Origin of the sequence: Clostridium beijerinckii, assembly GCA_003129525.1 — a bacterium.
GTDB lineage: Bacteria > Bacillota > Clostridia > Clostridiales > Clostridiaceae > Clostridium > Clostridium beijerinckii_D.
In genome coordinates this window covers 478,812-505,730 of the sequence record CP029329.1, presented here as the reverse complement: position 1 = coordinate 505,730, position 26,919 = coordinate 478,812, and the positions used below count along the sequence as shown (strand labels likewise).

The window sequence follows — 26,919 nt, the reverse complement described above, 5'->3', positions numbered from 1 at the left end:
AACAAAATAGTAAGAGTCAATTTTGTTTCATATTCTAAGAATAGAGGTGGAAATTTTGAATTATTCAGAGTGTTTATGTACGGTGGATTTAATAATTGCATCAAATGATGTTCCTTTAATTATAGGAGAAAGTGGTGTTGGGAAAACTTCTTTAGTTAAATATATAGCTAAAAATAATAAATATTATTTAGTTACACTAGATGCTAATTTATTAAAAGAAGGAGAAATTGGAGGATTACCTATAGTTGAAAATAGAACGACTATATATGCGACACATAATAAACTTATTGAAATTGAAGAAGCATTAAAAGAAGAGAAAAGCAGAAAAGTTATTTTATTTATAGATGAATTAAACAGATGTGATCATGCGGTAGCTCAAGAACTTATGAATCTAATTTTAAATAAAGAAATTAATGGGTATGTTCTAGATGAGAGAGTTAAGGTAATTGCAGCAATGAATCCATCTAATAAAAATGATGGATTTTATAATAGCCAATATGATGTTGTAGACATGGATCCTGCTCAAGAAGATAGATTTGTATGGGTGAACCTTGATTCAGATATTAAGGAATGGATTAAGTGGGGAATGAGTATGGAGGGAAATATTAATGAACATATTATAGAATTCTTATCTACTTTCCCAGAGTATTTACATATGCCAAATGCTGATGAAACTATAAAAGCGACTCCAAGAAGTTGGGAAAGAATATCTAAATCATATGAAATATATTTAAAAAATAAAGAAAAGTATTCTTTTGATATATTTTTAAATGTTGTAAAAGGAAATGTTGGAGTAAATATTGCAAATGATTTTGGAAATTTTTTAATTAATTTAAAAAAACCTCTTATAAGTGTAGAAGATATATTTAACAATGAAATTTTTAATTTTGAATTAAAAGAAAAAATAGAAAAAGAAAACCATTCAAGATTATACATATTAGCAAAAAATTCAGTAAGATATTTAGAAAATATGCCTATAGAAAAAAATTTCATACTATTTTCAGAACTTCTAAACCTATATCCTAAGGACTTAAGACTTGGAATAATGAAGGAAATAAAACGAGATTATAAAAATGGAATATATAAAGAATTATTAGAAAATGAAGAGTTTTTAGATGCATTTTTTAATATATTCAAGTAAAAGGGTGATATATACCTGTGGTGAAAACTAGATTTTTGGGTATTACCTTCATTTCTCGTTTGTATATATCATAGTATAAGTAACTTAGAAGGTTGGTATTTATAGATAGTTCAATAATGAGAATTTAAAATATTGATGGAAATATAATTTGATATATATGTTGCAATAATAATTCTACATTATAAATTTAAGAAATCCTTTGAGGATTTCAACTATAATTGCAAATTGATAATTGCAATATATATTATCAAAAATATGCCCTAAGTATATTTGAATTTTCCACTGTAGAACCATATTAAGTTATTAATAAAAATACTATTCCTTTATGACATAATGTGGTAATATTGTAAATGTATTTAAATAATAAATATAATAAGGAGAAAATGTGTATGGATTTTGAAGAAAAGAGACAACAGCTCTTAAAAGAAGCATATTCATTAGAGGACAATGTTAAATTTAATAATGATTACAAAAAAAAATTTTTTGAATTAATTGAAGATGTTATCTTGTATTTATTACAAACTCAAGATGCTTTTTTTGGACAATTCATGCTTAGAATAAGACGAGGCATAGACATTAACATAACTGTCCCAATAGCTACTATTCCTAAACGTGATGGTTTTAATATGCACTATAATCCTTTTTTATTTTTAAATTGCAGCAAAAAAGAAATGGCAGCTTTATTTAAACATGAAATATATCATATAATGAATTCTCATTTTGAAAGAGAAAAAAAGCTGAAGGATAAATTTAACAAAGAAGCTATAGGTGTTGCATTAGATATTTCAATAAATCAATACATAAAGGATTTACCGGTATATAGTAAAAAAATCAATTCAGTAAATATGGAATATAATTTATCACTTGAGGAAAATAGAAGTATTGAAGAATATGCAGAAGAAATTTATAAATCAATTAAATCCAGGATTAAAGTTAATAAAATAAGTAAAGATGAAGATTTAAAATTTGAAATAGATATTACAAAAGCACATGAATTGTGGGAAGAAATACAATTGAGTGAAGAGGACATTAAAGGTTTAACTAAGAAAACTGCCATAAGTGCTTATAATAAAAACACTCCAAAGGGTCTAGAAAATATAATTTTAGCATATGAAGAAAAAGCTGAAATACCATGGCAAGTTATTCTTAAAGATGTTTTACCAACTATAAAATCAGGATATAAAAAAACAATAACAAGAAGGGATAGAAGGCAGCCAGATAGATTAGATTTGAGAGGAAGACTACCCAAAAATGAAACAGAACTTATTGTAGCTATTGATATAAGTGCTAGTATGAAAGATGATGATATGCATAGAATATTGATAGAAATATTATCCATAACTTCAAGTACAAAAAATAAAATTACAATTATTGAGTGTGATAATGAAATTAGAAATATATATGAACTTAGAACTAAAAAAGATATACAAAGTAGAGTTAAAGATAATGGGTCAACAAGATTTACACCAGTATTTAAATATATTATTGATAATAATTTAAGAAATGCTGTATTAATATATTTTACTGATGGAATTGGAGAAAAAGAATTAAGCACAAAACCAATTAATAAAAAGACAATATGGGTAGTATCTGGGAATGAGGAATTATCTTTGAAGAATCCATATGGGGAAGTAAAAAGAATAAATACAGAAAAAAAAGAAATCATAGAAGGAAATATAGGATTAAAAATGCTTAATGAAGCAATACATGAATGGGCGAGGTAATTTTAAATATGCAAACATAAGCTTATATGTTAAAATGAGTTGTAAGGCTGGAGGGATATGCTTGATAAACAGAATAAAAAATATAGATTATATGATGCTAATATCTGTACTTCTTATAGTCAGTGTAATAGTAAATATATATGCGTTATTTAAAATAAATAATTATAAATATAAAATAGGGCAGCAATCGTATATTGAAATTGAAGATATTAAGCAAAGAAATGAGAGCAATATGGATATATTATCAAAAAGTATTGAAATTGGTAGTATAAAAAATCAAGAATTGCTAAAACTTTATAAAAATTATGATGCTATAACAAGTGACATAATGGAGTTGTGGCAACAATATGGATCATATAAGCAAAATTCATTATCAATATTTTCTAAAAAAATAGAAACGGATAAGATAATGGAAAATGATATACATGGAAAAATGAAAGAATATATGTTATCAGTTTTAAATAGGGAAATGAAAAATGAGAAAAGTAAATTGGAATTAGGAAATGAAGATTTGCAATCTTTTAAAGATATGCATGCGATTTCTTTAAGAATATATGAATATCTTAATAAATTTAACGAAGAAATATTAAGTGGAATTGCAGGAAAAGATAAAGAAAAGAAGGTTGTAAAGGACCATTATTGGATAGATATGTTAGAAGGTATATATGATATAAGTGATGACTATGTGAATTTACAGTGGAAAATAGAAGCAACAGATATTGATGTAATAGAATAAATAAAAAATGTAGAATAAATATTTTCACATTTATTCTACATTCATTGTTTAAATAAAATTTAGTGACATCCACTACAAGAGCCGCCGCATCCACCTTCAGGTTCAATGATAGGCTTTAGACTTAATCCATTACCTCCATTTTCTTCAGAAGAAAGAAGCATAAAACCACCAAATTGTTCTATTAGGCTTTTTTCATATATAAATGAAATGTCGTTGATTTTTTCAACTTCATCTGCATCAGTAGCTTCTGAAACGGATATATTAAAAATTGGACCGCTACATGCAAAGCCAGCAAAATTTAGTCTAATATTGAAATCAGTTATTTTATTGTCTTCTAAAAAAGCTTTAAACTCATTATAAGCTTCTTCGCTTATATTAACGTTTTTCATATAAACACCTACTCTACAAAATATTAATGAAAATAAATCATTAACGTTAGTATAGCATATATATATCGAAAAAAAAAGTGAATTTAATGGTTATATTATGAGGAATAATGTGCTATTATATTATGGTTTGTTAAACATATAAATGTAATAGCTATACAAAATTATATTAGTTATAACTATTAGAATTTTACTATAAATTGATAAGTATAAAGCGAAACTTTTGAGGCAAATATTTCAAGAAGGGGAATTAACTATGAAACCATATAATAAAAATTTTGTGTTCCAAGAGATGAATAAATATAATGAATTAATTAATCCAGGAACTTGTGGTAATTATAAAATAGTTAAAAATATAATTAAAAAGCAAAATTTACAAGGATATATGTATGAAAATAAAGAAGAATATAATATAGATGTAATTCAATTATATAAGAATGATATTAGTTTAATGAAATTAACGCCTAAAGAAATAGAAAGTGCTTATACAGCTATTCATTTTGCTTCCGGAAGAGTTGGAATAGTAGGGCTTGGGATTGGATATGTAGTTCAAGAAATTGCAAAAAAATGTGATGTAAAAGAAGTTATAGTATATGAAATTAGTGAAGAAGTAATCAAATTATATGATCAGAACTTTCCCCAAAATGAAAAAATAAAGATAATTAGAAGTGACGCTTTTAAAGCAAAAAGAGAAAAATTTGATTTCTTTTATGTAGATATATATGAATGCAAATTAACTTCAAAAATAGTAGAAGATTACAAAAAATTCAACGAATTACACGAAATTGAAGAGTATGCATTTGTGGGACTAGAACATTTTTTGTTAAGCTGTAAATATGAAGATATAGTATGGGTATATGTGCCTGAAAATTGGATTTCAATGAGTAAGAAAGCGTATGAATCATTAGATTCATCAGGATATATTAAGGAATATCAGCCTTTAGATGAGACTTTAGTAAGAAAAATATTATTAGAATTTAAAGAAATATTAAATTTAGAAGATTAGGAAATATTCAAAAAAATTAATGCACAATGTACATTTAAACTGTACATTGTGCATTGTGCATTGTAAATTTAATTAATATATACTAGCATTTCTATTTTATTTCCAAAGTTTCTTTCTGAAATATCACTTATATACTGATTAAGATGAGAAAGTGGTCCGGATATTTTATTGGATACACGAGACGAAAATATTATAGTAATTAAAGCAGAAAAAACAAGTATAAGTACTTCTCTTGGTCAATTTTTTTAGTTTTATTAATTTCATTTGTTAGCTGTTTCATAAAATCAACAGAAACAGAATTAGGTTTCTCTGGAGAGGGATTAATGTTAGTACTTAGTAAATCTTATGTAGCGTTAAATTTTATAGTCTCACCTCAGATTTTATAGTAAAAATTATAAAAGACATTAGAGTTTTCTATAGCAAAAACTCTAATGTCTTTTTAAAATTTATAATAAATTGTCAATTGTAATATTACTTAATAACTATGTTAACAAGTCTTCCTTTAATTACAATTACTTTAACTATAGTTTTACCATCAGTATTTTCTTTAATTATTTCATTACCTAAAGAAGCGGTCTTAATTCCTTCTTCATCTAAATTAGAAGGTACATTAATTTTTGCTTTTATTTTACCATTAATTTGGATTGCAATTTCAACTTCATCTTTAATTAAGGCAGAAGGATTAAATTCTGGCCATTTTTCATTAAAGATTGTTGAAGTATTTCCAATTAAACTCCATTGTTCTTCAGTAAAATGAGGAGCAAATGGTGCAAGAAGTTTTAAGAAATCAACTATAGCTTCTTTTAAGAAATTCGTATTTTTAACATCTTCTTGAAGATATTTGTTGAACGCATTAACTAATTCCATAAGTCTTGCTATTGCAGTATTAAATTGCATTTTATCTGCATCTTCAGTAACACCTTTTATAGCTGTATGTCTCCAAAAGTTTAATTCTTTTTCAGCTCCATCAATAGAGTCTTTGGTATTTTCAGTGGAGTCCATTATTTCTCTACATGAGTCTAGAATTCTTTCTATTCTATCTACAAATTTACCAACAGATTTGATTCCATCATCACTCCAAGCACCGCCTTCAGTGTATCCAAATCCAAACATTAAATACATTCTAAATACGTCAGCACCAAAATCTTTAATATAATCATCAGGAGAAATTGTATTTCCTTTTGATTTACTCATTTTAAGTCCATCTGGTCCAAGGATTAAGCCTTGATGAGTTAAACTTAAGAATGGCTCATCAAAGTTTAAGTAGTCCATATCTCTTAAAGCCTTTGTTATAAATCTTGCATACAATAAATGCATGCAAGCATGTTCAGGACCACCAACATATTTATCTACAGGAAGTATCTTGTTGATCTTTTCAGTATCAAAAGGTGCATCTTCATTTTTATTATCTGCATATCTTAAGTAGTACCAAGATGAGCATACAAATGTATCTAAAGTATCAGCTTCTCTTTTTGCATGACCTCCACAATGAGGGCAAGTAGTATTTATAAAATCTTCAGATTTACTAAGTGGTGATTTACCATCTGGAGTAAATTCAACATTATAAGGAAGTTCTACTGGAAGATCTTTTTCAGGTACTGGAACAATTCCACATGTATCACAATATACAACTGGAATTGGAGCACCCCAGTATCTTTGTCTTGAAACTAACCAGTCTCTTAATCTAAAGTTGACCTTCATAGCACCTAATTTATCTTTTTCTAACTCTTCAATAATCTTAATTTTACCTTCTTCAGTTGTTAAATTATCGAATTTTCCTGAATTAACAAGTACACCATATTCGCAATATGGAAGTTTTGGATCAGTGTTATCCTTGTTAGTTATAACTCTTTCAATTGGTAAATTGAATTTAGTTGCAAAAGCAAAGTCTCTTTCATCATGAGCAGGAACAGCCATTACGCATCCAGTACCATAGGTAGCTAAAACGTAATCAGAAATCCAAATAGGTACTACTTTGCCATTAATAGGGTTTATGGCATATGACCCAGTAAACACACCGCTCTTTTCCTTTGAAACAGATTGTCTTTCAATTTCAGTTTGCTTTGCAGCAGCTTCTTTATATTCTTCAACTACATCCTTATATTCAGGAAGTGTTAATTTATCAACTAATTTATTTTCAGGAGCTAAAACAACGTAAGTTACACCATTTAAAGTATCAGCTCTTGTAGTGAATACGCTAAAGTCTAAATCTGAATCTTTAACTTTAAATGTAACTTCAGCACCATATGATCTTCCAATCCAATGTTTTTGCATAGATTTAGTTTTTTCAGGCCAATCTAAATCATCTAATTTATCTAGTAATTCATCAGCATAATCAGTTATTTTAAAGAACCATTGAGTTAAATCCTTTTTAGTAACCTCAGTGCTACATCTTTCACATACACCATCAACAACCTGTTCATTAGCTAAAACAGTGTTACAAGATGGACACCAGTTTACAGGAGCTTTCTTTCTGTAAGCTAAGCCTTTTTCATAAAGCTTTAAAAATAACCATTGAGTCCATTTATAATAATCAGGAAGACAAGTAACAACCTCATTTTCCCAGTTAAACATAGCTCCCATTGATTTTAATTGTTTTTCCATTGTTTCAATGTTCTTTAAAGTAGAATCTTGTGGATGGATGCCAGTTTTAATTGCATAATTTTCAGCAGGTAAACCAAAAGCATCAAACCCCATAGGTTGGAATACATTATAGCCTTGCATTCTCTTAAGTCTTGCCCATGAATCTGTTGGTCCATAGTTAAACCAGTGACCAGCATGTAATTGGGCACCTGATGGATAAGAGAACATTTCAAGGGTATAAAGTTTCTTTTCTGATTTTTCAGGATTAAACTTATAAGTCTCATTTTCTTCCCATATCTGTTGCCATTTTTTATCAACTTTAGTTCCGTAATTTGCCATTATATAGCCTCCTATAAATATTGTCAATTGTGCTTAAATTGTATAAAAAAAGCCTTCATCTCTAAAACAAAGAGACGAAAGCATAATTTCCGTGGTACCACTCTTAATTAGAAGAAATTAAATTAATTAATTCTTCTCACTTAATATTTTAACGGGTTTACCGTACTTGCTTTAACAAGTAAGCTCCTAGGCAAGTTCATAACAATATAATACTGTTTTACAGCAAACAACAGCTCTCTTTAAAATATATTTATTACTAATACTCCTATTCATCACATAATATAAAATTTTAATAACATTATATATTAAAAAATCTAAAAAAGTCAAGAAACGGATAAAAGTATATTTATATTTTTAGATTTTTGAGTAAAGTTATTGATAATTTGAAAATATGAAAATCAAGTTATGACATGAAAATTATTGACAGTTAATATAAAAAAAACTATCATTAGCATATAATTAAACGATTACTATAGGCTATATGCTATCAATATTTTAAATGACCAGCGAGAAATATTAGATAGTTATTTAGCAATAATTGCAGTTCATCTAGGATATGTAGATTAAAATTTACTAGAAATTTCATCATATAATATGATTCGTCCTCTTGAAGTAAAAGCATTGACTTTTGCAGAGGTAAAAGAGTGGTTAAAGAAAAATAATGTGGAGCTAATAAATTGTGGTGTTTTTAAATAGTAGTAGAGAATAAAAAACATAAATAATATTAAGATCCTACTAAATGTGAAAGTCAATTCTAGTAGGGTTTTAAAGTTATTTAATTATATGAGTTTTAACATATTTTATAGTGGCTGATATATACATAATTTACAGCAATTATTTTTTTACGTAAATGTATCTATATATTCAAATCTAAAGGTATAAACGAATTTATAATCTAATTTAAAATCCATTTTATAATTGCAAAAACTTTAATAATATAAATATGTATAATCATGATACAATAAGATGTAAACTATCAATAAATCTTATGCAATAATGGGGATAAGTAGATTTTGATTAGCAATTGATTCACAGGGAAAAAGGAAGTGAAAAAACATGAATATACTGTTAATACTAAGCATTATAATTTTAATATTAAATATGATTTTTTCTTTATCCTTAGTTTTCATAGAGCGAAAAGATCCAACTACAACATGGGCATGGCTTTTAATATTATTGGTTTTGCCAGGATTAGGGTTTATAATATATGTTATGTTTGGTCAAAATTTGAGCAGACAAAAGATTTTTAAAGAAAAAATACGTGTTGATGAAGATAAACGGAAAAATATAAATGATAAATATGAAAAAGATACTCATTGTCATGATGGTGGCGAGAGATTTTTAGATTTAAGAAAGATGAATTTCAATCATTCAGGTGCAAAATATACAACAAATAATAATGTTAAAGTATATGCGAATGGCGAAGATAAATTTAAACAACTAATTAAAGATATAAAAAATGCAAAAAGATATATTCATATAGAATATTATATTTTTAAAAATGATATGCTTGGAAAGAATATCATTAAGGAACTTACAAAGAAGGCAGAAAAAGGTTTAGAAGTTAGATTATTAGTAGATAGTATGGGATCTCGAAAATTAACAAAGAAAGCAATTAAAAAATATATGGCTGCTGGAGGAAAATACTCACTCTTTTTTCCAGGAATCGTACCACACATAAATACTCGTATAAACTATAGAAATCACAGAAAAATAGTTGTAATTGATGGAGAATACGGTTATTTAGGAGGATTTAATGTTGGAGAAGAATATATTAGTAAAGATCCAGAAATAGGATTTTGGAGAGATACCCATGTAAGAATTGAGGGAGAAGCAGTAGATGATTTGAATGAAAGATTTCTACTTGATTGGTGTTATGCAGCAGATGAAGAAATAGAAGATTATGATAAATATTCATCAAATAGTAACAAATGTGCAGGGGATATTGGAATACAAATTGTAACCAGTGGACCGGACCATAAGGAACAATATATTAGAAATGCTTACATAAAACTCATAAATAATGCTAAAGAGAATGTTTATCTTGAAACACCATATCTAGTACCAGATTTACCTATATTAGAATCTTTAAAAATATCTGCACTATCTGGGGTTGATGTGAGAATAATAATACCAGGAAAACCAGATCATTTTTATATGCAATGGGCAGCTAGTTCTTATATAGGAGAATTGTTAGAAGCAGGAATAAAAGTATACAACTATCAAAATGGATTTATTCATGCAAAGACAATAGTTGCAGATAGTACAGTAATGAGTATAGGTACAGCAAATTTGGACATAAGAAGTTTTAAATTGAATTTTGAAGTTAATGCATTTATTTTTGATGATAGGATTGCGAAGGACGGAGAAGAACAATTTATGAAAGATATTAAAGATTCAGAAGAAATAACTAAAGAAATATATGATAATAGAAGCATTATTATTAGAATTAAGGAATCATTAATTAGACTAGTATCACCTATATTATAGATACTCACCAATTCATAAGACTAAACCTATTATAATATTAATTAATACAATAAATTAATATATTAAAAATAGAGAAAATACAAGGAGTATTATATGAAAGACAAAGTTAAATTTCATTATTCATTAACTACCTTTATTAATTATGGAGTACTAAGCATAGTAACGACTTTTTATGTACCATATTTAAATCAAGTAGTTGGATTATCATTAAGTGAAGTAGGAAAAGTTGTATCTATAGGTGCATTGTTTGCAATTATTTCACAACAATTTTTAGTTAGTAAATTTTCAGCAAGTGAAAATAAGAAGAAGTTCATTATTGTACATTTATGTGGATTAATTTGTATGATAGGATTTTTAATGTTTATTAATAGAAGTGTTATATATTTCTTTGCAGTTTTGTATGGAATAATTATACAAACAGTTGGAACGATATATGAAGTGTATGTTGAAGGTTTATGTGTCAAACAAAAAATGGAATATTCTCAAATAAGAAAATGGGGCTCTATAGGATTTGGATGTGTAGTACTTTTAAGTGGTATTATAATTTCAAAATATGGATTTAAAACTATCCATTTATTAGGTATTATAATGACAAGTATAATTATACTTATAATAGCTATAAAATTTAAAAATATTGAATCAAAGGCTAAAAAGAAGACAATAAAATTAAATGATATATTGAAAAATAGAAATTCAATAATCCTTGGATTTACTAGCATTTTAATTATTGGAGTTTATAATGCAATAGAATTTGCATATTCAACTTATTTAATAGAAATAACAGGAAACACTGCTTTAGCTAATTCTATATATAGTAAATCTATATTTGCTAGAGTTTTTATTGAATTTATATCTTTTATGCTTGTTGGAAGATTTTTAAAGGACAAAAATCCTAAAAAGTATTTAATTATAGCTTTTCTTATAGGAGCCACTAGAATAGTGTTATTTTCAACAGGATATATACCTTTAATTGTTTTAGGGGACCAATTACATGGTGTGATGTATGCATGTTATTTAACATTTTTATTTAAATATATTAGAGAAGTTGTTAATGATGAATTAGTTGCAGGTACATATGCATTTGTAACTGTACTAGGATCTGCTGGTGCTAATTTTGTATATCCTCAAATATTTAGTATAATCCAAGTAAGATTTGGATACACAAAAATGTACTTAGTGGGATTTTCAATCATATTAATATGTTCGCTAATTGCTTCTAAAATTCTTCCAAATCAATCTAGTAAGGTTATTTCAAAGAACAACAAAATAAATTAATGTTTTTTTAATGAAAGTATTTTTAAGCTTATATGTGATGCAATAAAAACATAAAACAAAAGTATATTAATTCAATAAAAAGCTAAAAAAAAAATCCTTCATAAGAGTTTAATTTATCTTATGAAGGATTTTCTTTTTTGAATATGCCTAAGCATTAAAATAAATTTAGTAGTGTAGTTACAGTCGTGATTCTCAACATTAGTGTATATTAAATATCTGTAACTTTAATCATTTTAAAACCTTTCTCTTCTAATATACTTACCAATTTTTTCAATGTTGAATTATCAGTATAAGTAAATGTAGGTGCTCCACTAGAGTCGTCAGTTAAAGAAATATAGTTATTTTCTAAATTAGGATGAAAAAAGATACTACCCATGTTATTAATATTAGCATTTTTAAGTTTAGCTAAAGCATTATCTTCTTTGTATAGAGGAATATAATCAAGTGGAGTTGAAATATAGTAAGAGGATTTATTATAAGGGCTAAGCTGTGGCTTAGTTAAATCAGCCTTTTTTAATCCATAATCATTAAATGGGTAATATAATATTTTGAAGTATTCTTCAGCAATTTTATTTTGGCTTGGTGTAATTTCATAATGGGGAACTTCAAAGAAACTTATAGGAATATCTAAATAAGAAGCCGTTTCAATTTTTGATGTTGCATAAAGACAAAATATTTATAGTATAATATTTAAAACTCCAATCAATAACATTTTATTTGGTTGGAGTTTTACAAATTGGATCATAAATGTTTTTAAGTAATATTATGTATATAAAATATTATAAAGATACCCCTTGGTTTTTCAACAAAATTTTAACTTTAATAATTAGTCACGGTAACAAAATATTCCTTAGAGCATATCTTTCTAATATATTAGCCTGAAACTTTCGGAGCACATCAAAAGTGCTTAAATTACTTTTAAATCTATATTTTATTAAAAGTAATAAAATATAGATAATAAGGGCACTATATATTTGTATGGATATTGCGTTAAGGGTTCTTCCAACCCATTTTTTAATAGTCAGATGTTGTTTTATCCATTTAAAGAATAACTCAATATCCCAACGCTTTTTATAGAGAGATACTATATCTTCAGCTGGCATATCGAATATGTTAGTAACTAAACGGAATTCTTCGTCGGAGTCCTTAGTAAAATATAGAATCTCTCTATATTTATATTTAGTTTTATTTTTACTATAATCAGACCCCATTGTAACAATATAATCATATAGATTATCTATTCCAGTATAAATGGACAAATACTCCTCCGTAACAGAGTTGCTTTGTTGTCTTGTGATAAATTTATAATTATCATGACTCATTTCATCATACCAAGAATACTTAAAATATCCCTTATCAAATAAATATATATTTTTCTCCGAATTAACATAACCGTCAATACAACTACGTTCTCCTACTTTAGCAGGGCGGATGCTAATTTTATCAGGTAACTTAGTTTCAAATGATAAAAGAGTACTAATTCTAACAGCAGATTTTTCATCTTCATAATAGAGTTCAGGGGCTAAGCCCTTGCCTATACTAACTACTGATGAATCTATTATTTTAATATCTTTAAAGTTCTTTATTTTAACTAAAGAATTCATTTCTTTATCAGCTTTTACCAATAATTCTTCGAAAACATTTCTAAATAAATCTGATGACTTACTCTTATTTAATCTAGATATTTGGGAATAACTTGGCATGTTGAAATCCTTACTTATCTTCGATGAATTTTTATATTTAGCATTAATATCTCTTAATCCATCACAGCCGGAGATTTGTAAAAACAACATTGTTAGAATATGATCCCGACCTGTATAGCACTTTGAGTATTTATATTCATTATTCGCTTTTCTTAATTTTCTTCCAATATTCCCATCAATAAGTTTAATTAATTTTCTAAACACACTTCTATTTGCAAGTTTATCCATAATCAAAAACAACCTCCAATCTTATAATTGAAGGTTGTCCTTGATATTCAATAATTATTCATTGAAAATTGTTGCTTTATGCAACACTAAAACCGTTTCAATAGCTTTTTGAATTTTTTCTCTAAAAACAGTTGGAGAAGGCTCATATTTTCCAAATTCAAATCCAACAGCTGATTCACAATTTCCACATTGATGAGTATAGCCATGAAGTCCAATGATACCGTTATGTGTTGTGAAATAATCTAGACTATAGACCATTTCTGCAATCTCAAAATTATTTTTAGTTAATGGATCATTGTCGACTCCATTATTTGGAATTACATATCGTGGAATCCATGCAATATGATATGGAATTTTCGTTTCACTCATGTAATATGATATTATACGAAGTTTTTCAAAATAATCTTTGCCATAAGGTTGAGAGTTTAAGCCAACATCTTCAAATCTGATGAGACCTATTTGATTTATTTTAGATTTATATGGAGTAATATTTGAATTAGTAAAACAATTTGTTTTACAATTAATAATTTTCTGATCTTTATCCCATCTAGTATAAAGATCAAGCATATGTGAAAAATCAGAAAATCCTATATAATATATATCATTTTCATTTAATAATGCTTTTTTTAGGGAAAAACTATTATTGGGACAGTCTACTATATTGTTTGATAAGTTAATTGAATAATCCGTATCATTAATTTTTATGTTTAATAAAGTATCAATTTTTTGAATTTTTCCATTAAGTTTATCGGTAAATTCATTTAAAGAAATATAATATCTATTTTTATCTAAATATATTGGTAATGTAAGAGTTAAGGGTACACCATCAATTTTAAAGCTTATATTATCTTTAGTCATATTAAAACCGTTAAAATTAGTATAATCTGCATGTAAATCATTATTTGAATTAGTTAAAGTTATATCTGGTATATTTTCAGTATCTTTATTTTTAATAGTCTTTTCATAATCACAGCCGACTAAAAAAAATATAAAAAAAGTTAAAAAAATGCAAATAAACTTTTTGTTTATCATTATTATAGTCCACCTTATTCATATAGTTATTTAATTTATTATTTACATTTATATTATTATTTATGATGGGAAATAGGCTAACAAATGGACTTGTTATTTTTTGATTGTGCCTTATTATATATTGTTAGAGTATATAATAGGTTTTTCTTAAAAATAATGAATGTTTTAATTTTAATGGATTTAAAATTATTTAATTGAATTTTTAAAAATATAGTAATCATACAAAGTTATTATTAACAAGTAAATAACTGGTTGATAATATAAATGAAAGATTATTAAAAAATATTGACATTGTATTTCAATTTGTTATAATAGTAAAAAGATAAATTTTAATGGTGAATATTAGATTAATGTTCGTTGTGTAAAATAACTATTAAATTAAGAATGGAGAAAAACATGGAAAGGGATATTAAAAAATCAGTTATGCAAAAATTTTATAGCTTTTTTTATTTTATGTTCTGGGGCTTCTATTTTAGCGCTGGCTATTTATTTTGCAGAAAACTGAATAATACCTTTTTAATGAGTGTTTAATATTCATATAATTTTTTTAGATTAGGTAAATAGTATTGATATTTTATGGAGCTCATTATATATGAGCTCCATTTTTTTATGTTAAGATTAAGAGATAAATAATTTAATGTAAATTATTTAGAAGGTATCAATTGTTAATTAAAGTGATGGTTCTACATTATAGTAAAGAAAAGGGGCGTTTGAAAAATGGAAGACTTAGTTGTTGAGTTAGGGGAAAGAAGCTATCCTATTATAATAAAAAAGGGATTAATTGATCAAATTAATTTAGAAATCAAAAAGATATACACAGGTAAAAAGGTCTTTATATTAACAGATAAAAATGTAGACTCTCATTATGGAAATAGAGTTAAATCATGTTTAGTTAATGCTGGATATGAGGTTAAGCTAATGGCTTTAGAACCTGGTGAAGAAACTAAGGCGTTTGCTACTCTTCCTATAATATATAACGAACTTTTAGACTTTAAACTTACAAGAAGCGATTTGATTATAACTCTTGGTGGAGGAGTAATTGGAGATCTTGGTGGTTTTGTTGCATCTACTTTCTTAAGAGGTGTAGACTTTGTACAAATGCCAACGTCTCTCCTTGCTCAAGTTGATAGTAGTGTAGGTGGAAAAGTTGCAGTGGATTTAGAAAGAGGTAAAAACTTAGTTGGAAGTTTTTATCATCCTAAATTAGTTTTAATAGATCCAAATGTGTTAGAGACTTTAAGTGAAAGATTCTTTAGAGATGGTATGGGTGAAGTTATTAAATATGGATGTATAAAAGATAACGAATTTTTCTTGTTTCTAAAGAACTTAAAGACTAAAGAAGAAGTTATGCACAATATAGAGGCTATAATCCACAGATGTTGCTTTATAAAAAAATGTGTTGTGGAAAATGATGAAAAAGATACTGGAGAAAGAATGTTATTAAACTTCGGACATACTTTAGGTCATGCTATAGAAACTTATTATAACTTTAAAAGATTTTCTCATGGAGAAGCGGTAGCCATAGGAATGTATGAAATAAGTAAACTTGCAGAAAATAAAGGACTTACTGAAAAGGGTGTGGCAGAAGATATTAAAGAAATATTAGTTCAATATGGTCTTCCTTATGAAGTAGAAATTGATGATAATTCAGTAATTTCAGATACTATAGCTTTAGATAAGAAAAATATTGATAATGTTCTTAAAGTGGTATTATTAAAGAATATTGGAGAATCATTTTTAGAAAAGACTAATGTTGAATTTTTCAATTCATAATTATCAATTATATGTGTGAATGGATGCAAAGTGCTAAATTGATAATTGATAATTGAAATTTGATAAAGTGAGGTAAAATCATGGGGAATTTAAAAATTTATCCAAGCAAATTAAGTGGTGAAGTTAAGATACCGCCATCTAAAAGCATGGCACATAGAGCAGTAATTTGTGCAGCACTTGGAGATGGTGTAAGCAAGGTTACCAATATAGATTATTCAGATGATATTATAGCCACTATTGAGGCTATGTCATCATTAGGGGCAAAGATAACAAGAAAAGAAGATCATCTTGAAGTTTATGGAATTAAATGTACTGAAAATATTAAATATAATGAAGTAAAAATAGAAAGAATTATAGATTGTAATGAGTCAGGTTCAACTTTAAGATTTTTAGTACCTATTGCAGCTTTATTTAATGGAGTTAATAGGTTTGTTGGAAGAGGTAATTTAGGAAAAAGACCACTAGACACATATTACAATATATTTGATAAGCAAGGAATAAAATACACATATAAAGATGGAATATTAGATTTAAAGACTGAAGGTAAATTGAAAGCTGGAGAATTTGAGGTCAAAGGAAATATAAGTTCACAATTTATAACAGGGTTATTATTTACACTTCCTCTTTTAGATGGAGATTCTAAAATAATAATAACAACAGAAATGGAATCAAAGGGATATATTGATTTAACTTTAAGTGCAATTAAGGATTTTGGTGTGGAGATTATAAATAATAATTATGAAGAATTTATAATTAAGGGAAATCAAAATTATAAGAGCAGAGACTATAGAGTTGAGGGAGATTATTCTCAATCAGCATTTTTCTTCTGCGCTGATGCACTTTCAAATAATGTTGTGCTTAATGATTTAAAGTTAGATTCACTTCAAGGAGATAAAGAAGTAATAGATATTTTGGAGAGAATGGGACTAAACTTAAAGAATAAAAATAATGGATTAATAGGAGTAGTTGATGGCAATTTAAAAGCAACTGTTATTGATGGTTCTCAATGTCCAGATATAATTCCAGTAGTATCTTTAGTTGCAGCCTTAAGTGAAGGCACAACAGAGATAATAAATGCTGGAAGGCTTAGAATAAAAGAATGTGATAGATTAGCGGCTGTAACTTCTGAACTGAATAAATTAGGCGCTAAAATCACAGAAAAAGAAGATGGATTAATAATTGAAGGCGTTATAGAACTTAAAGGAAATGTAGAAGTTTGGAGCCATAAGGATCACAGAATTGCAATGACTTTAGCTATAGCATCTACTGTATGCAAAGAACCTATTATATTAAAAGATTATGAATGTGTTTCAAAGTCATATCCGGAATTTTGGAAAGATTTTAAGAATGTAGGAGGTGTATTTGATGAGTGGAATGTGGGGGAATAAATTAAAGGTTTCTATTTTTGGGGAATCTCATGGAGTAGGAATAGGTATAACAATAGATGGACTTCCATCTGGCTTTGAGATTAACATTGAAGAAGTTATGAAAGAGATGGATCGGCGCGCACCAGGTAAGAGTAATTTATCCACTGCAAGAAAAGAAGCTGACGCACCAGAAATCTTAAGTGGATTTTTTGAAGGAAAAACTACAGGAACACCACTTTGTGCATTAATAAGAAATGCCGATATGCACTCTAAGGATTATGGAAAGCTCAAGGATTTAATGAGGCCTGGACATGCGGATTATCCTGGATCCATTAGATATAACGGATTTAATGATTATAGAGGTGGTGGACATTTCTCAGGGAGAATTACAGCACCATTAGTATTTGCAGGAGCTGTTTGCAAGCAAGTTCTAGAAGCAAAGGGAATTAATATAGGAGCTCACGTTAAAAGTATAGGTAATGTTGAAGATAAGAGTTTTTATGATGTTGATTTAAATAAAGAATTATTAGATCGACTAAAAGTTGAAGAATTACCACTTTTGACTCCAGAAAAAGAAGAAGAAATGAGAAATACAATTCTTGAAGCAAAGAAAGATCAAGATTCAGTTGGAGGAACAATTGAATGTACTGTTCTTGGAATTGATGCAGGTATTGGGAATCCATTTTTTGATTCAGTAGAATCTACATTAGCTCATTTAATGTTTTCAGTTCCGGCTGTTAAGGGTATAGAATTTGGAAAAGGATTTTCAATGAGTGAACTTAGAGGCTCAGAATGTAATGATGAATATTATTATGATGGAGATAAAGTTAAGACGTATACAAATAATAATGGCGGAATAACAGGTGGAATAACTAATGGAATGCCAATATTATTTAATGTTGGGATAAAGCCAACCCCTTCAATATCAAAGACTCAAAGAACCATAGATATTGCAGAAAACAAAGAGTCAGACCTTGTAATTCAAGGAAGACATGATCCATGTATAGTACAAAGAGCTGTTCCAGTAATTGAAGCAGTAACGGCCATTGGGATACTTGATTTACTCAGTTAACAATTAACAATTGAGGAACAAGTTCCTAGGGAACTTGGGAAAAAGTATATTAGAAAAATCCCGGAGGATTTTATCCTCAATTGTTAATTGTTCTTTGTTAATTGCCAATTGATTTAAGGGGTGGTGTTAAAATGTCAGATATAGATAATTATAGAAATAGAATTGATGAAATAGATAAAGAGATAACTAAGCTTTTTGAAGATAGAATGGACACTGTTATTAATATTGCAAATTATAAAAAGACTAATAACTTACCTATTTTTAATAGAGATAGAGAAGATGAAGTTATTGAAAAAAATGTTGGATATCTAAAAAATAATGATTATGCTGAAGAAACAAGAAAGTTTTTTATATCATTAATGGAAGTATCAAGGGAACTTCAAAGCAGAAAAATTTTAGAAGCTGAAAAAGTTATAGAAAAAAAAGTAAGTTTACAGGAAACTAAGGATATAAAACAAGGAAAGATTGGGTTCTATGGTGTTCCAGGGTCATTTACTGAAGAAGCTATGTTGAAATATTTTGGTTCTGTGGAAAAACCTAATGATTATGATGAGTTTGAGGATATATTTTTAGCAGTAAAAAATGATGAAATTAAATATGGAATTCTACCTATAGAAAATTCTTCAACAGGTGCTATTTCACAAGTTTATGATCTTATATATAAATACGGTTTTCACATTGTTGGAGAAGAGTGTATTAAAATAAACCAAAATTTAATTGGTATTAATGGTACAACTTTAGATACAATTAAAGAGGTATATTCTCATCCTCAACCTATTGAACAAAGTACTGAATTTTTGAAAAAACATAGTGATTGGAAGCTTATACCTTTCCATAGTACAGCTGTAAGTGCAAAACTCATTAGTGATTTGAAAGATATATCCAAAGTTGCTATTGCAAGTAATAGAGCTGCTAGTATATATGGATTAGATATTATAGAAGCAAATATAAATAATCAAAGTGATAACTCAACAAGATTTATAATAATATCAAAAAATCTTGAGACAGATCAAAGCTGTAATAAGGTAAGTGTTGTATTTTCACTTGAACATAAGGCAGGAACTTTATATAAATTATTAAGGCATTTTGCTGAAAATAATATAAACATGATGAAAATTGAATCAAGACCAATGGAAAAGGGTGCTTGGAAATATTTCTTGTATATTGATTTTGAAGGTAATATTGAAAGTGAAAAAGTAATAAAAGCTTTAAAATTAATTGAACAAAGTAGTGCTTACTTTAAACTTATTGGTGGATACAAAAAATCAATTAACAATTAACGATTAACAATTAATATAATATAAAAAATCCTGTAGGGAAAAGTGAAAATCGAAATTTTATATTTCGGTATTCGAACTTTCTCTTTGAGCTTTATCATCAATTGTTAATTGTACATTGTTAATTGAATTAAGGGGGGATTAACTTGGATTTTTACGGATTAATAGGAGAAAAATTGCCACATAGTCTTTCGCCTAAGATTCATAATACACTTTTCAAAGCTTTAGATATTGAAGGGGCATATAAGCTCTTTGAAGTAGAAAAGGAGGATTTAGGCAATGCTATAGATTCATTAAAAATTCTTAAAATAAAGGGAGTTAATGTAACTATCCCTTATAAGCAAGAGGTAATGAAATATTTAGATTGTATATCAGAGGAAGCTAAGAAAATAGGTGCAGTAAATACTATTTATTTAAATGATGGAAAGTTATATGGATATAATACAGATTATTTTGGTTTTGGGACGATTATAAAAAATAATGATATTAATGTTAAAGGCAATATAGCAATGATACTTGGAAATGGTGGAGCAGCTAAATCTGTAATTACTTATCTTCTAGATAAAGGAATAAAAAAGATTTATTTAGTATCAAGAAAAAGCAAAGATAGTTGTGGCTATGATGATAATAGAATTGAATGTAGATCTTATGAAGATATATCAAATCTAAAAGGTGATATTTTAATAAATTCAACTCCACTTGGAATGTATCCTCATATAAATGAAACTGCAGTTAATGAAGATATAATATCTAATTTCAATGTTTTAATAGATGTCATTTATAATCCAAAAGAAACAAAATTCTTAAAAATAGGGAAAACCTTGAACAAAAAAGTATATGGTGGGATTGAAATGCTAGTAGGTCAAGCTATAAAGGCAGAGGAAATATGGCAGGGTATTCCACTTGATAATGATGTGACTCAAGAGTTGTACTCAATATTTCAAGATGAATTTAAGTAGGTGAAATGTATGAAAAATAAAGTAGTACTTGTTGGTATGCCTGGATGCGGTAAAAGCACAATTGGCAAATTGGTAAGCAAAGAATTAAATCTTAATTTTTTTGACATGGATGATTACATTGAAAATATGACAACTAAAACAATTTCGCAACTTTTTGAGCAAGGAGAAGATTACTTTAGAGATTTTGAAACATTGGCTTGTAAAGAACTAGCAGAAAAAAGTAATATCTTAATTTCTTCTGGTGGTGGAGTTGTAAAAAGAAAAGAGAATATTAAAATATTAAAAAAGGAATCATATATTATTTTTATAGATAGACCGTTAGAAGATCTTTTAACTGATGTGGATATTTCAAAAAGACCACTACTTAAAGAAGGCAAAGAAAAGATAATTAAATTATATGAAGAACGTTATGAGCTGTATAAATCATATGCAGATAAAATAGTTAAAAATGATAAAAGTGTTAGAAATACTGTAAATGCAGTGAAAAAAATTATTAACGAACAATAAACAACTAATTAACGATGCATTGTGTAAGGGAGTGATTAAAGTGAAGATTATGGTTATTAATGGACCTAACTTAAATATGGTTGGAGTTAGGGAAAAAGGCGTTTATGGCACAAAATCTTTTGAAGATATATGTGAATATATTGAAGAAGAAGGAAAAAAAAGAGGTCATGAAATAACATTATTTCAAAGTAACTGTGAAGGCGAAATAATTGATCAACTTCAAAAAGCGTATTTTGAAAAGTATGATGGAATAATAATAAATCCAGGAGCTTATACTCATTATAGTTATGCAATTCATGATGCAATAAAAGGACTTAATATTGATACAGTTGAAGTACATTTATCAAATGTACATGCAAGAGAAGAGTTTAGAAAAAAATCTGTAACTGCACCAGCTTGTATAGGACAAATGTGTGGTTTTGGAGAAAATGGATATGTATTAGCTATGAAGGCATTAGAATTGAAACAATTGCCTAAATAGTTTATATTATATATAGACATCTTAAAATGATAATGATCAGTTTTAAAAAAGCTGTAAATTAGAGTTTATTTGTATAAGGTGTCAAGTTTGTAGGATAGAAGCATAGTAGAAAGAAAAGCTAAAATTAAAAGTAGAAGTACAGGAGGAAAGTAAAATGATAATTATTATGAACCCAAAAGCAAGTGACGAAGAAGTAGGAAAGGTAAAAGCAGTAGTTGAATCAAAAGGCTTAGAAACTAATCTTTCTAAGGGAGACACATACTACATAATAGGAGTTGTAGGAGATACGTCTATAATAGATCCTAAAAAAATACAAGTACTTAAAGGTGTTGATAGAGTTATGAAGGTTCAAGAACCTTTTAAGAAAGCTAATAGAATATTCAAGCCTGAAGATACTGTAGTTAATGTTGAAGGATCAATAGTTGGTGGCGGAAGACTTGGAATAATGGCTGGTCCATGTTCTGTTGAAAGCGAAGAACAAATTATTGAAATTGCAAAGAGAGTAAAGGTAGCAGGTGCTAACTTCTTAAGAGGAGGAGCATTTAAGCCAAGAACTTCACCATATAGTTTCCAAGGATTAGAACTTGAAGGATTAAAACTTTTAAAAACAGCAAAGAAAGAAACAGGACTTCCAATAGTAACAGAACTTATGTCTACAGATTACTTAGATGCCTTTGTTGAAGACGTTGATATGATTCAAATTGGTGCTAGAAATATGCAGAATTTTGATTTATTAAAGCAAATTGGTAAGACTAAGACACCTATTCTTTTAAAGAGAGGTTTATCAGCAACTATAGAAGAATGGCTTATGTCAGCAGAATACATTATGGCTGGTGGTAATGAAAATGTAATTCTTTGTGAAAGAGGAATAAGAACTTTCGAAACTATTACAAGAAATACATTAGATTTACAAGCAATTCCAGTAATTAAGAAGTTATCACATTTACCTATAATTGTTGATCCAAGTCATGCTGGAGGATATGCATATCTTGTAGAACCAATGGCTAAAGCAGCTATAATGGCAGGTGCTGATGGGCTTATGATAGAAGTTCATAATGATCCTGAAAATGCATTAAGCGATGGACAACAATCACTTACACCAGATCAATTTGATGTATTAATGAGCAAAGTTAAAGCCGTGGCTAAGATAGAAGATAAACAAATATAAGTCGGCATAGAGAGGCTATAAATATGAAAATAGTAGTTGTAGGTCTTGGAGTAATTGGAGGATCATTTGCTATGGCTTTGAAAGAAGCCGGGTATGATGATGTGTATGGAATAGACATCAATGAAGAATCTTTAGAAAAAGCTAAGAAGCTTGGATTAATTAAAGATGGCTTTACAAGTGGGCAAGAAATTGTTAAAAGTGCAGATTTTATAATTATATCTTTATATCCTAGATTGGTTAAGCAGTTTATTATTGATAATAAAGACAATTTCAAAGATGGTGCTGTAATAACAGATGCGACTGGAATAAAAAAGTTATTTGTTGAAGATATAGTAAAAATATTACCTAAAAATATCGATTTTGTTTTTGGACATCCAATGGCAGGAAGGGAAAAGAAGGGAATAGATTTTGCAAGTAGTCAGGTTTTTAAAGGTGCAAATTATATTTTAACTCCAGTAGCTAGGAATAAAGAAGAAAATTTAAACATGATAGAAGATTTAATTTATAAAATTGGATTTAAAAGAGTTAAAAGAATAACTCCAGAGTATCATGATGAAATGATTGGATATACAAGCCAACTTCCACATTCATTAGCTGTAGCATTAGTTAATAGTGATGTGGAAGGAAGAGAAACGGGAAGCTTTATTGGAGATAGCTATAGAGATTTAACAAGAATAGCTAATATAAATGAAGATCTTTGGAGTGAACTTTTCCTGGGAAATAAGGAGAATTTGTTGAAAAGTATAGAAAATTTTGAGATAGAACTAGATAAAATAAAAGATGCAATAGAAAATGATGATAAACAATCATTAAAAGAAATATTTATAAAATCAACCCAAAGACGTGAAAAATTATAAAACTTCAATTATCCTCCTCAAATAGCAAGACTATTTGAGGAGGATTTTATTTTCTTTGAACAATGATGGTCTTGTGTATTTTGATCAAATATAGAATTAATTGTAAGAGTTAATTCTAATATGTACGCCATTAATTTAAAGAATATAAAAATAATAATAAGTTTATTTATAAAAGAAAATTCAGAATGAAGAGAATTAAAAGCAAAAAATAATTATAGAAACAAATGATAAAAAAGATTAAAATTAAACAATATATTTTTGGTATAGAAAAGATATAACATATAATTGATTAATTATAAATATTATTATATAATTAATCTACAAATAATAGAAAATTGAAAATATAAATAGTATATAAATGAATTTAAAAGTGATTATTCAAAAAAATTAACAATTACTTAATAAATAGTTAGGGGGAGTTCTATTGGCATATTTAATTGGAATTGATATTGGAGGTACTAACTTAAGAGCAGCTATTATTTCACAAGAAGGAAATATAGTAGAAATATTTAAAGTTGAAAATGAAGTAAAAAAAGGGCCATCTTATAATTTGGACAAATTAATTAATCAAATAAACGTAGAATGGAATAAGTATGAATTTGAGAAAGTTGGAGTTGGTGCACCGGGACCTTTAGATCTTAAAGTAGGAAGATTATTAAATCCAGTTAATTTAAAAGGCTGGGAAAACTTTAATATAAAAGAATATTTAAATGAAAAACTAAATTTACCTGTTCAAGTTAATAATGATGCTAATGTAGCAGGGCTTGCAGAAAGTTTAGTTGGAAGTGCCAAGGAATGTGAGTCAGTATTTTATATAACAGTTTCTACAGGAGTTGGTGGTGCTTTAATACTTGATAACAAGATTATAAATGGAGCACATAGCCAAACAGCAGAAATATACAATATGATAATAAATGAAGATAAATATAGTCATGTAGGCCTAAATAAGGGTGGGCTAGAAGGACAATGTAGCGGAGTTCATATAGCAAGAATAGCATCAGAATCATATGGCAAAACATTAAGCACAAAAGAAGTTTTTGAATTATATGAAAGTAATGATGAAAAAGCTACTCGAGTAATAGAAAAATGGATAGATAATATTTCAATTGGAATCGCTAATATAATTGCAGTAGTAGACCCAGAAACTGTAGTTATTGGTGGAGCCGTAATGATATATAATCCTTATTTATTACCTAAGGTTATAGAGTGTGTAAAGACAAAAGTAGCAGATCCAGCAATGGTAGACATAAGAATAGCACAGATTGGCGATAATGCAGGTCTTATTGGGGCTGCACTTCTATAGTAGAGTCTAGGCATATTCAAAAAATAATAAGTCAGTATGGTTAAAATAAACAAAAAGAATTTAGGAGGAAGAAAAAAATGAGTTTACAATATAAATTCCCAGAAAATTTTTGGTGGGGTTCAGCAACATCAGGTCCACAAAGTGAAGGTAGATTTAACAAAAAACATGATAGCGTATTTGATCATTGGTTTGATATAGAACCAGAAGTATTTTTTGATGGAGTAGGTCCTAATGTGGCATCAAATTTTTATAATAGTCATAAAGAAGATATTAATCTAATTAAAGAAATTGGATTAAATAGCTTGAGAACATCAATTCAATGGACAAGACTAATCAAAGATTTTGAAACTGGTGAAGTAGATGAAGATGGAGTAAGATTTTATAATGAAGTAATTGATGAATGTATTGAAAATGATATTCTTCCAGTTATGAATTTACATCACTTTGACTTACCAGTTGAATTATATGAGAAATATGGAGGATGGGAATCTAAGCATGTAGTAGATTTATTTGCAGTATTTGCTAAGAAGTGTTTTGAACTATTTGGTGATAGAGTTAAACATTGGGCTACGTTTAATGAACCGATGGTTGTAGTTGAAGGAGAATATTTATATCAATTTCACTATCCTAAAATAGTTGATGGTAAAAAAGCAGTTCAGGTTTTATATAATATAAATTTAGCATCAGCAAAGGCTATAAAAGCATTTAGAGAATTAGGTTGTGACAAAGAAGATGGCAAGATTGGTATAATTCTGAATTTAACTCCAGCATATCCAAGATCACAAGATGAGGACGATATAAAAGCAGCTAAATTTGCTGAAGATTTCTTCAATAATTCATTCTTAGATCCAGCCATTAAAGGAGAATTTACACCATCATTAGTTGAAGTATTAACTAACGATAAAGTAATATGGGAATCAACAGAAGAAGAAATTGAAATAATAAAAAACAATATAATTGATTTCTTAGGAGTAAATTACTATCAACCAAGAAGAGCCAAAGCTAAGGAAACAAAATTCGATGAAACAAATGGTTGGATGCCAGATAAATACTTTGATAATTATGAAATGCCAGGAAGAAGAATGAACCCTTATAGAGGATGGGAAATATATCCACAATGTATGTATGATATTGGAATTAACATAAGAGATAATTATAATAATATTCCTTGGTATATTTCTGAAAATGGTATGGGTGTTGAAGGTGAAGAAAAGTATATAAATGAAGATGGCATAATAGAAGACGATTATAGAATAGAATTTTATGAGGAACATTTAACATATCTTCATAAAGGAATAAGTGAAGGATCTAATTGTTTTGGATATCATACATGGACACCAATTGATTGTTGGTCATGGAGTAATGCATATAAAAATAGATATGGATTTATTGCGGTAGATTTAGCTACTCAAAAGAAAACAATTAAAAAATCAGGAAGATGGATTAAAGAAGTTTCGAAAAATAATGGATTTTAATTAATATAAAAAGCTGTTTCAAGAATGATTATTTTGG

At 27.7% G+C, this 26,919-nt stretch carries 22 protein-coding genes; 17 read left to right on the top strand and 5 right to left on the bottom strand.

Annotated elements, in window-relative coordinates:
• The first annotated feature begins 55 nt into the window (after positions 1 to 55).
• The 3 genes from DIC82_02075 (at position 56) to DIC82_02065 (ending at position 3,601) form a co-directional block, all read left to right on the top strand.
• Positions 56 to 1,141, top strand: coding sequence for an ATP-binding protein (locus DIC82_02075; GenBank protein AWK49949.1), 1,086 nt, complete (start codon positions 56 to 58; stop codon positions 1,139 to 1,141).
• A 389-nt stretch (positions 1,142 to 1,530) separates the two neighbouring features.
• Positions 1,531 to 2,865 (top strand): hypothetical protein, encoded by a 1,335-nt coding sequence (locus tag DIC82_02070; protein AWK49948.1) that lies wholly within the window; start codon positions 1,531 to 1,533, stop codon positions 2,863 to 2,865.
• A gap of 61 nt (positions 2,866 to 2,926) precedes the next feature.
• On the top strand, positions 2,927 to 3,601 hold the full coding sequence (locus tag DIC82_02065) for a hypothetical protein (GenBank protein AWK49947.1): 675 nt from the start codon (positions 2,927 to 2,929) through the stop codon (positions 3,599 to 3,601).
• Positions 3,602 to 3,660: 59 nt separating this feature from the next.
• Here the strand turns inward: DIC82_02065 and DIC82_02060 are convergent, their stop codons facing one another.
• Positions 3,661 to 3,990: a HesB-like protein gene (locus tag DIC82_02060; GenBank protein AWK49946.1), complete on the bottom strand. Its 330-nt coding sequence runs from the start codon at positions 3,988 to 3,990 to the stop codon at positions 3,661 to 3,663.
• Between the two features lie 253 nt (positions 3,991 to 4,243).
• Between DIC82_02060 and DIC82_02055 the strand changes: the two genes are divergently transcribed.
• The gene (locus DIC82_02055) at positions 4,244 to 4,993 is read left to right on the top strand and encodes a hypothetical protein (GenBank protein ID AWK49945.1); all 750 of its coding nucleotides are present in this window, start codon (positions 4,244 to 4,246) and stop codon (positions 4,991 to 4,993) included.
• Positions 4,994 to 5,464: 471 nt separating this feature from the next.
• On the opposite strand, the gene DIC82_02050 is transcribed toward DIC82_02055, so the two are convergent.
• Complete coding sequence (locus DIC82_02050; protein AWK49944.1) at positions 5,465 to 7,915, bottom strand: leucine--tRNA ligase; 2,451 nt, start codon at positions 7,913 to 7,915, stop codon at positions 5,465 to 5,467.
• A gap of 1,056 nt (positions 7,916 to 8,971) precedes the next feature.
• On the opposite strand from DIC82_02050, the gene cls reads away from it, so the two are divergent.
• Entirely contained in the window at positions 8,972 to 10,405 is a 1,434-nt protein-coding gene (gene cls, locus DIC82_02045) for a cardiolipin synthase (GenBank protein ID AWK49943.1), read from the top strand.
• 93 nt (positions 10,406 to 10,498) lie between these two features.
• Complete coding sequence (locus tag DIC82_02040; GenBank protein AWK49942.1) at positions 10,499 to 11,680, top strand: MFS transporter; 1,182 nt, start codon at positions 10,499 to 10,501, stop codon at positions 11,678 to 11,680.
• Positions 11,681 to 11,888: 208 nt separating this feature from the next.
• Here DIC82_02040 and DIC82_02035 read toward each other — a convergent pair whose 3' ends face one another.
• The 3 genes from DIC82_02035 to DIC82_02025 form a co-directional block, all read right to left on the bottom strand.
• Positions 11,889 to 12,356: a hypothetical protein gene (locus DIC82_02035; protein AWK49941.1), complete on the bottom strand. Its 468-nt coding sequence runs from the start codon at positions 12,354 to 12,356 to the stop codon at positions 11,889 to 11,891.
• Positions 12,357 to 12,510: 154 nt separating this feature from the next.
• Positions 12,511 to 13,611, bottom strand: coding sequence for an IS4 family transposase (locus DIC82_02030; protein AWK49940.1), 1,101 nt, complete (start codon positions 13,609 to 13,611; stop codon positions 12,511 to 12,513).
• A gap of 54 nt (positions 13,612 to 13,665) precedes the next feature.
• Positions 13,666 to 14,643: a hypothetical protein gene (locus DIC82_02025; GenBank protein ID AWK49939.1), complete on the bottom strand. Its 978-nt coding sequence runs from the start codon at positions 14,641 to 14,643 to the stop codon at positions 13,666 to 13,668.
• 717 nt (positions 14,644 to 15,360) lie between these two features.
• On the opposite strand from DIC82_02025, the gene DIC82_02020 reads away from it, so the two are divergent.
• The 11 genes from DIC82_02020 (at position 15,361) to DIC82_01970 (ending at position 26,882) form a co-directional block, all read left to right on the top strand.
• Positions 15,361 to 16,416, top strand: coding sequence for a 3-dehydroquinate synthase (locus DIC82_02020; protein ID AWK49938.1), 1,056 nt, complete (start codon positions 15,361 to 15,363; stop codon positions 16,414 to 16,416).
• Between the two features lie 80 nt (positions 16,417 to 16,496).
• The gene (aroA, locus tag DIC82_02015; GenBank protein AWK49937.1) at positions 16,497 to 17,804 is read left to right on the top strand and encodes a 3-phosphoshikimate 1-carboxyvinyltransferase; all 1,308 of its coding nucleotides are present in this window, start codon (positions 16,497 to 16,499) and stop codon (positions 17,802 to 17,804) included.
• Entirely contained in the window at positions 17,782 to 18,855 is a 1,074-nt protein-coding gene (locus DIC82_02010; protein AWK49936.1) for a chorismate synthase, read from the top strand. The genes aroA and DIC82_02010 overlap by 23 nt, the downstream gene beginning before the upstream one ends.
• A 131-nt stretch (positions 18,856 to 18,986) precedes the next feature.
• The gene (locus DIC82_02005) at positions 18,987 to 20,135 is read left to right on the top strand and encodes a bifunctional chorismate mutase/prephenate dehydratase (protein AWK49935.1); all 1,149 of its coding nucleotides are present in this window, start codon (positions 18,987 to 18,989) and stop codon (positions 20,133 to 20,135) included.
• Between the two features lie 143 nt (positions 20,136 to 20,278).
• Positions 20,279 to 21,091: a shikimate dehydrogenase gene (aroE, locus tag DIC82_02000; protein ID AWK49934.1), complete on the top strand. Its 813-nt coding sequence runs from the start codon at positions 20,279 to 20,281 to the stop codon at positions 21,089 to 21,091.
• A 9-nt stretch (positions 21,092 to 21,100) separates the two neighbouring features.
• A complete protein-coding gene (locus DIC82_01995; protein ID AWK49933.1) occupies positions 21,101 to 21,598 on the top strand; it encodes a shikimate kinase in 498 nt (165 codons plus the stop codon).
• 40 nt (positions 21,599 to 21,638) lie between these two features.
• Positions 21,639 to 22,079, top strand: coding sequence for a type II 3-dehydroquinate dehydratase (gene aroQ, locus DIC82_01990; protein ID AWK49932.1), 441 nt, complete (start codon positions 21,639 to 21,641; stop codon positions 22,077 to 22,079).
• Between the two features lie 154 nt (positions 22,080 to 22,233).
• Positions 22,234 to 23,247, top strand: a complete 1,014-nt coding sequence (gene aroF, locus DIC82_01985) for a 3-deoxy-7-phosphoheptulonate synthase (protein AWK49931.1) — start codon at positions 22,234 to 22,236, stop codon at positions 23,245 to 23,247.
• A 23-nt stretch (positions 23,248 to 23,270) separates the two neighbouring features.
• Positions 23,271 to 24,104: a prephenate dehydrogenase/arogenate dehydrogenase family protein gene (locus DIC82_01980; protein AWK49930.1), complete on the top strand. Its 834-nt coding sequence runs from the start codon at positions 23,271 to 23,273 to the stop codon at positions 24,102 to 24,104.
• 424 nt (positions 24,105 to 24,528) lie between these two features.
• Entirely contained in the window at positions 24,529 to 25,407 is an 879-nt protein-coding gene (locus DIC82_01975; GenBank protein AWK49929.1) for a sugar kinase, read from the top strand.
• Between the two features lie 77 nt (positions 25,408 to 25,484).
• Positions 25,485 to 26,882 (top strand): 6-phospho-beta-glucosidase, encoded by a 1,398-nt coding sequence (locus DIC82_01970; protein ID AWK49928.1) that lies wholly within the window; start codon positions 25,485 to 25,487, stop codon positions 26,880 to 26,882.
• Positions 26,883 to 26,919 lie beyond the last annotated feature (37 nt).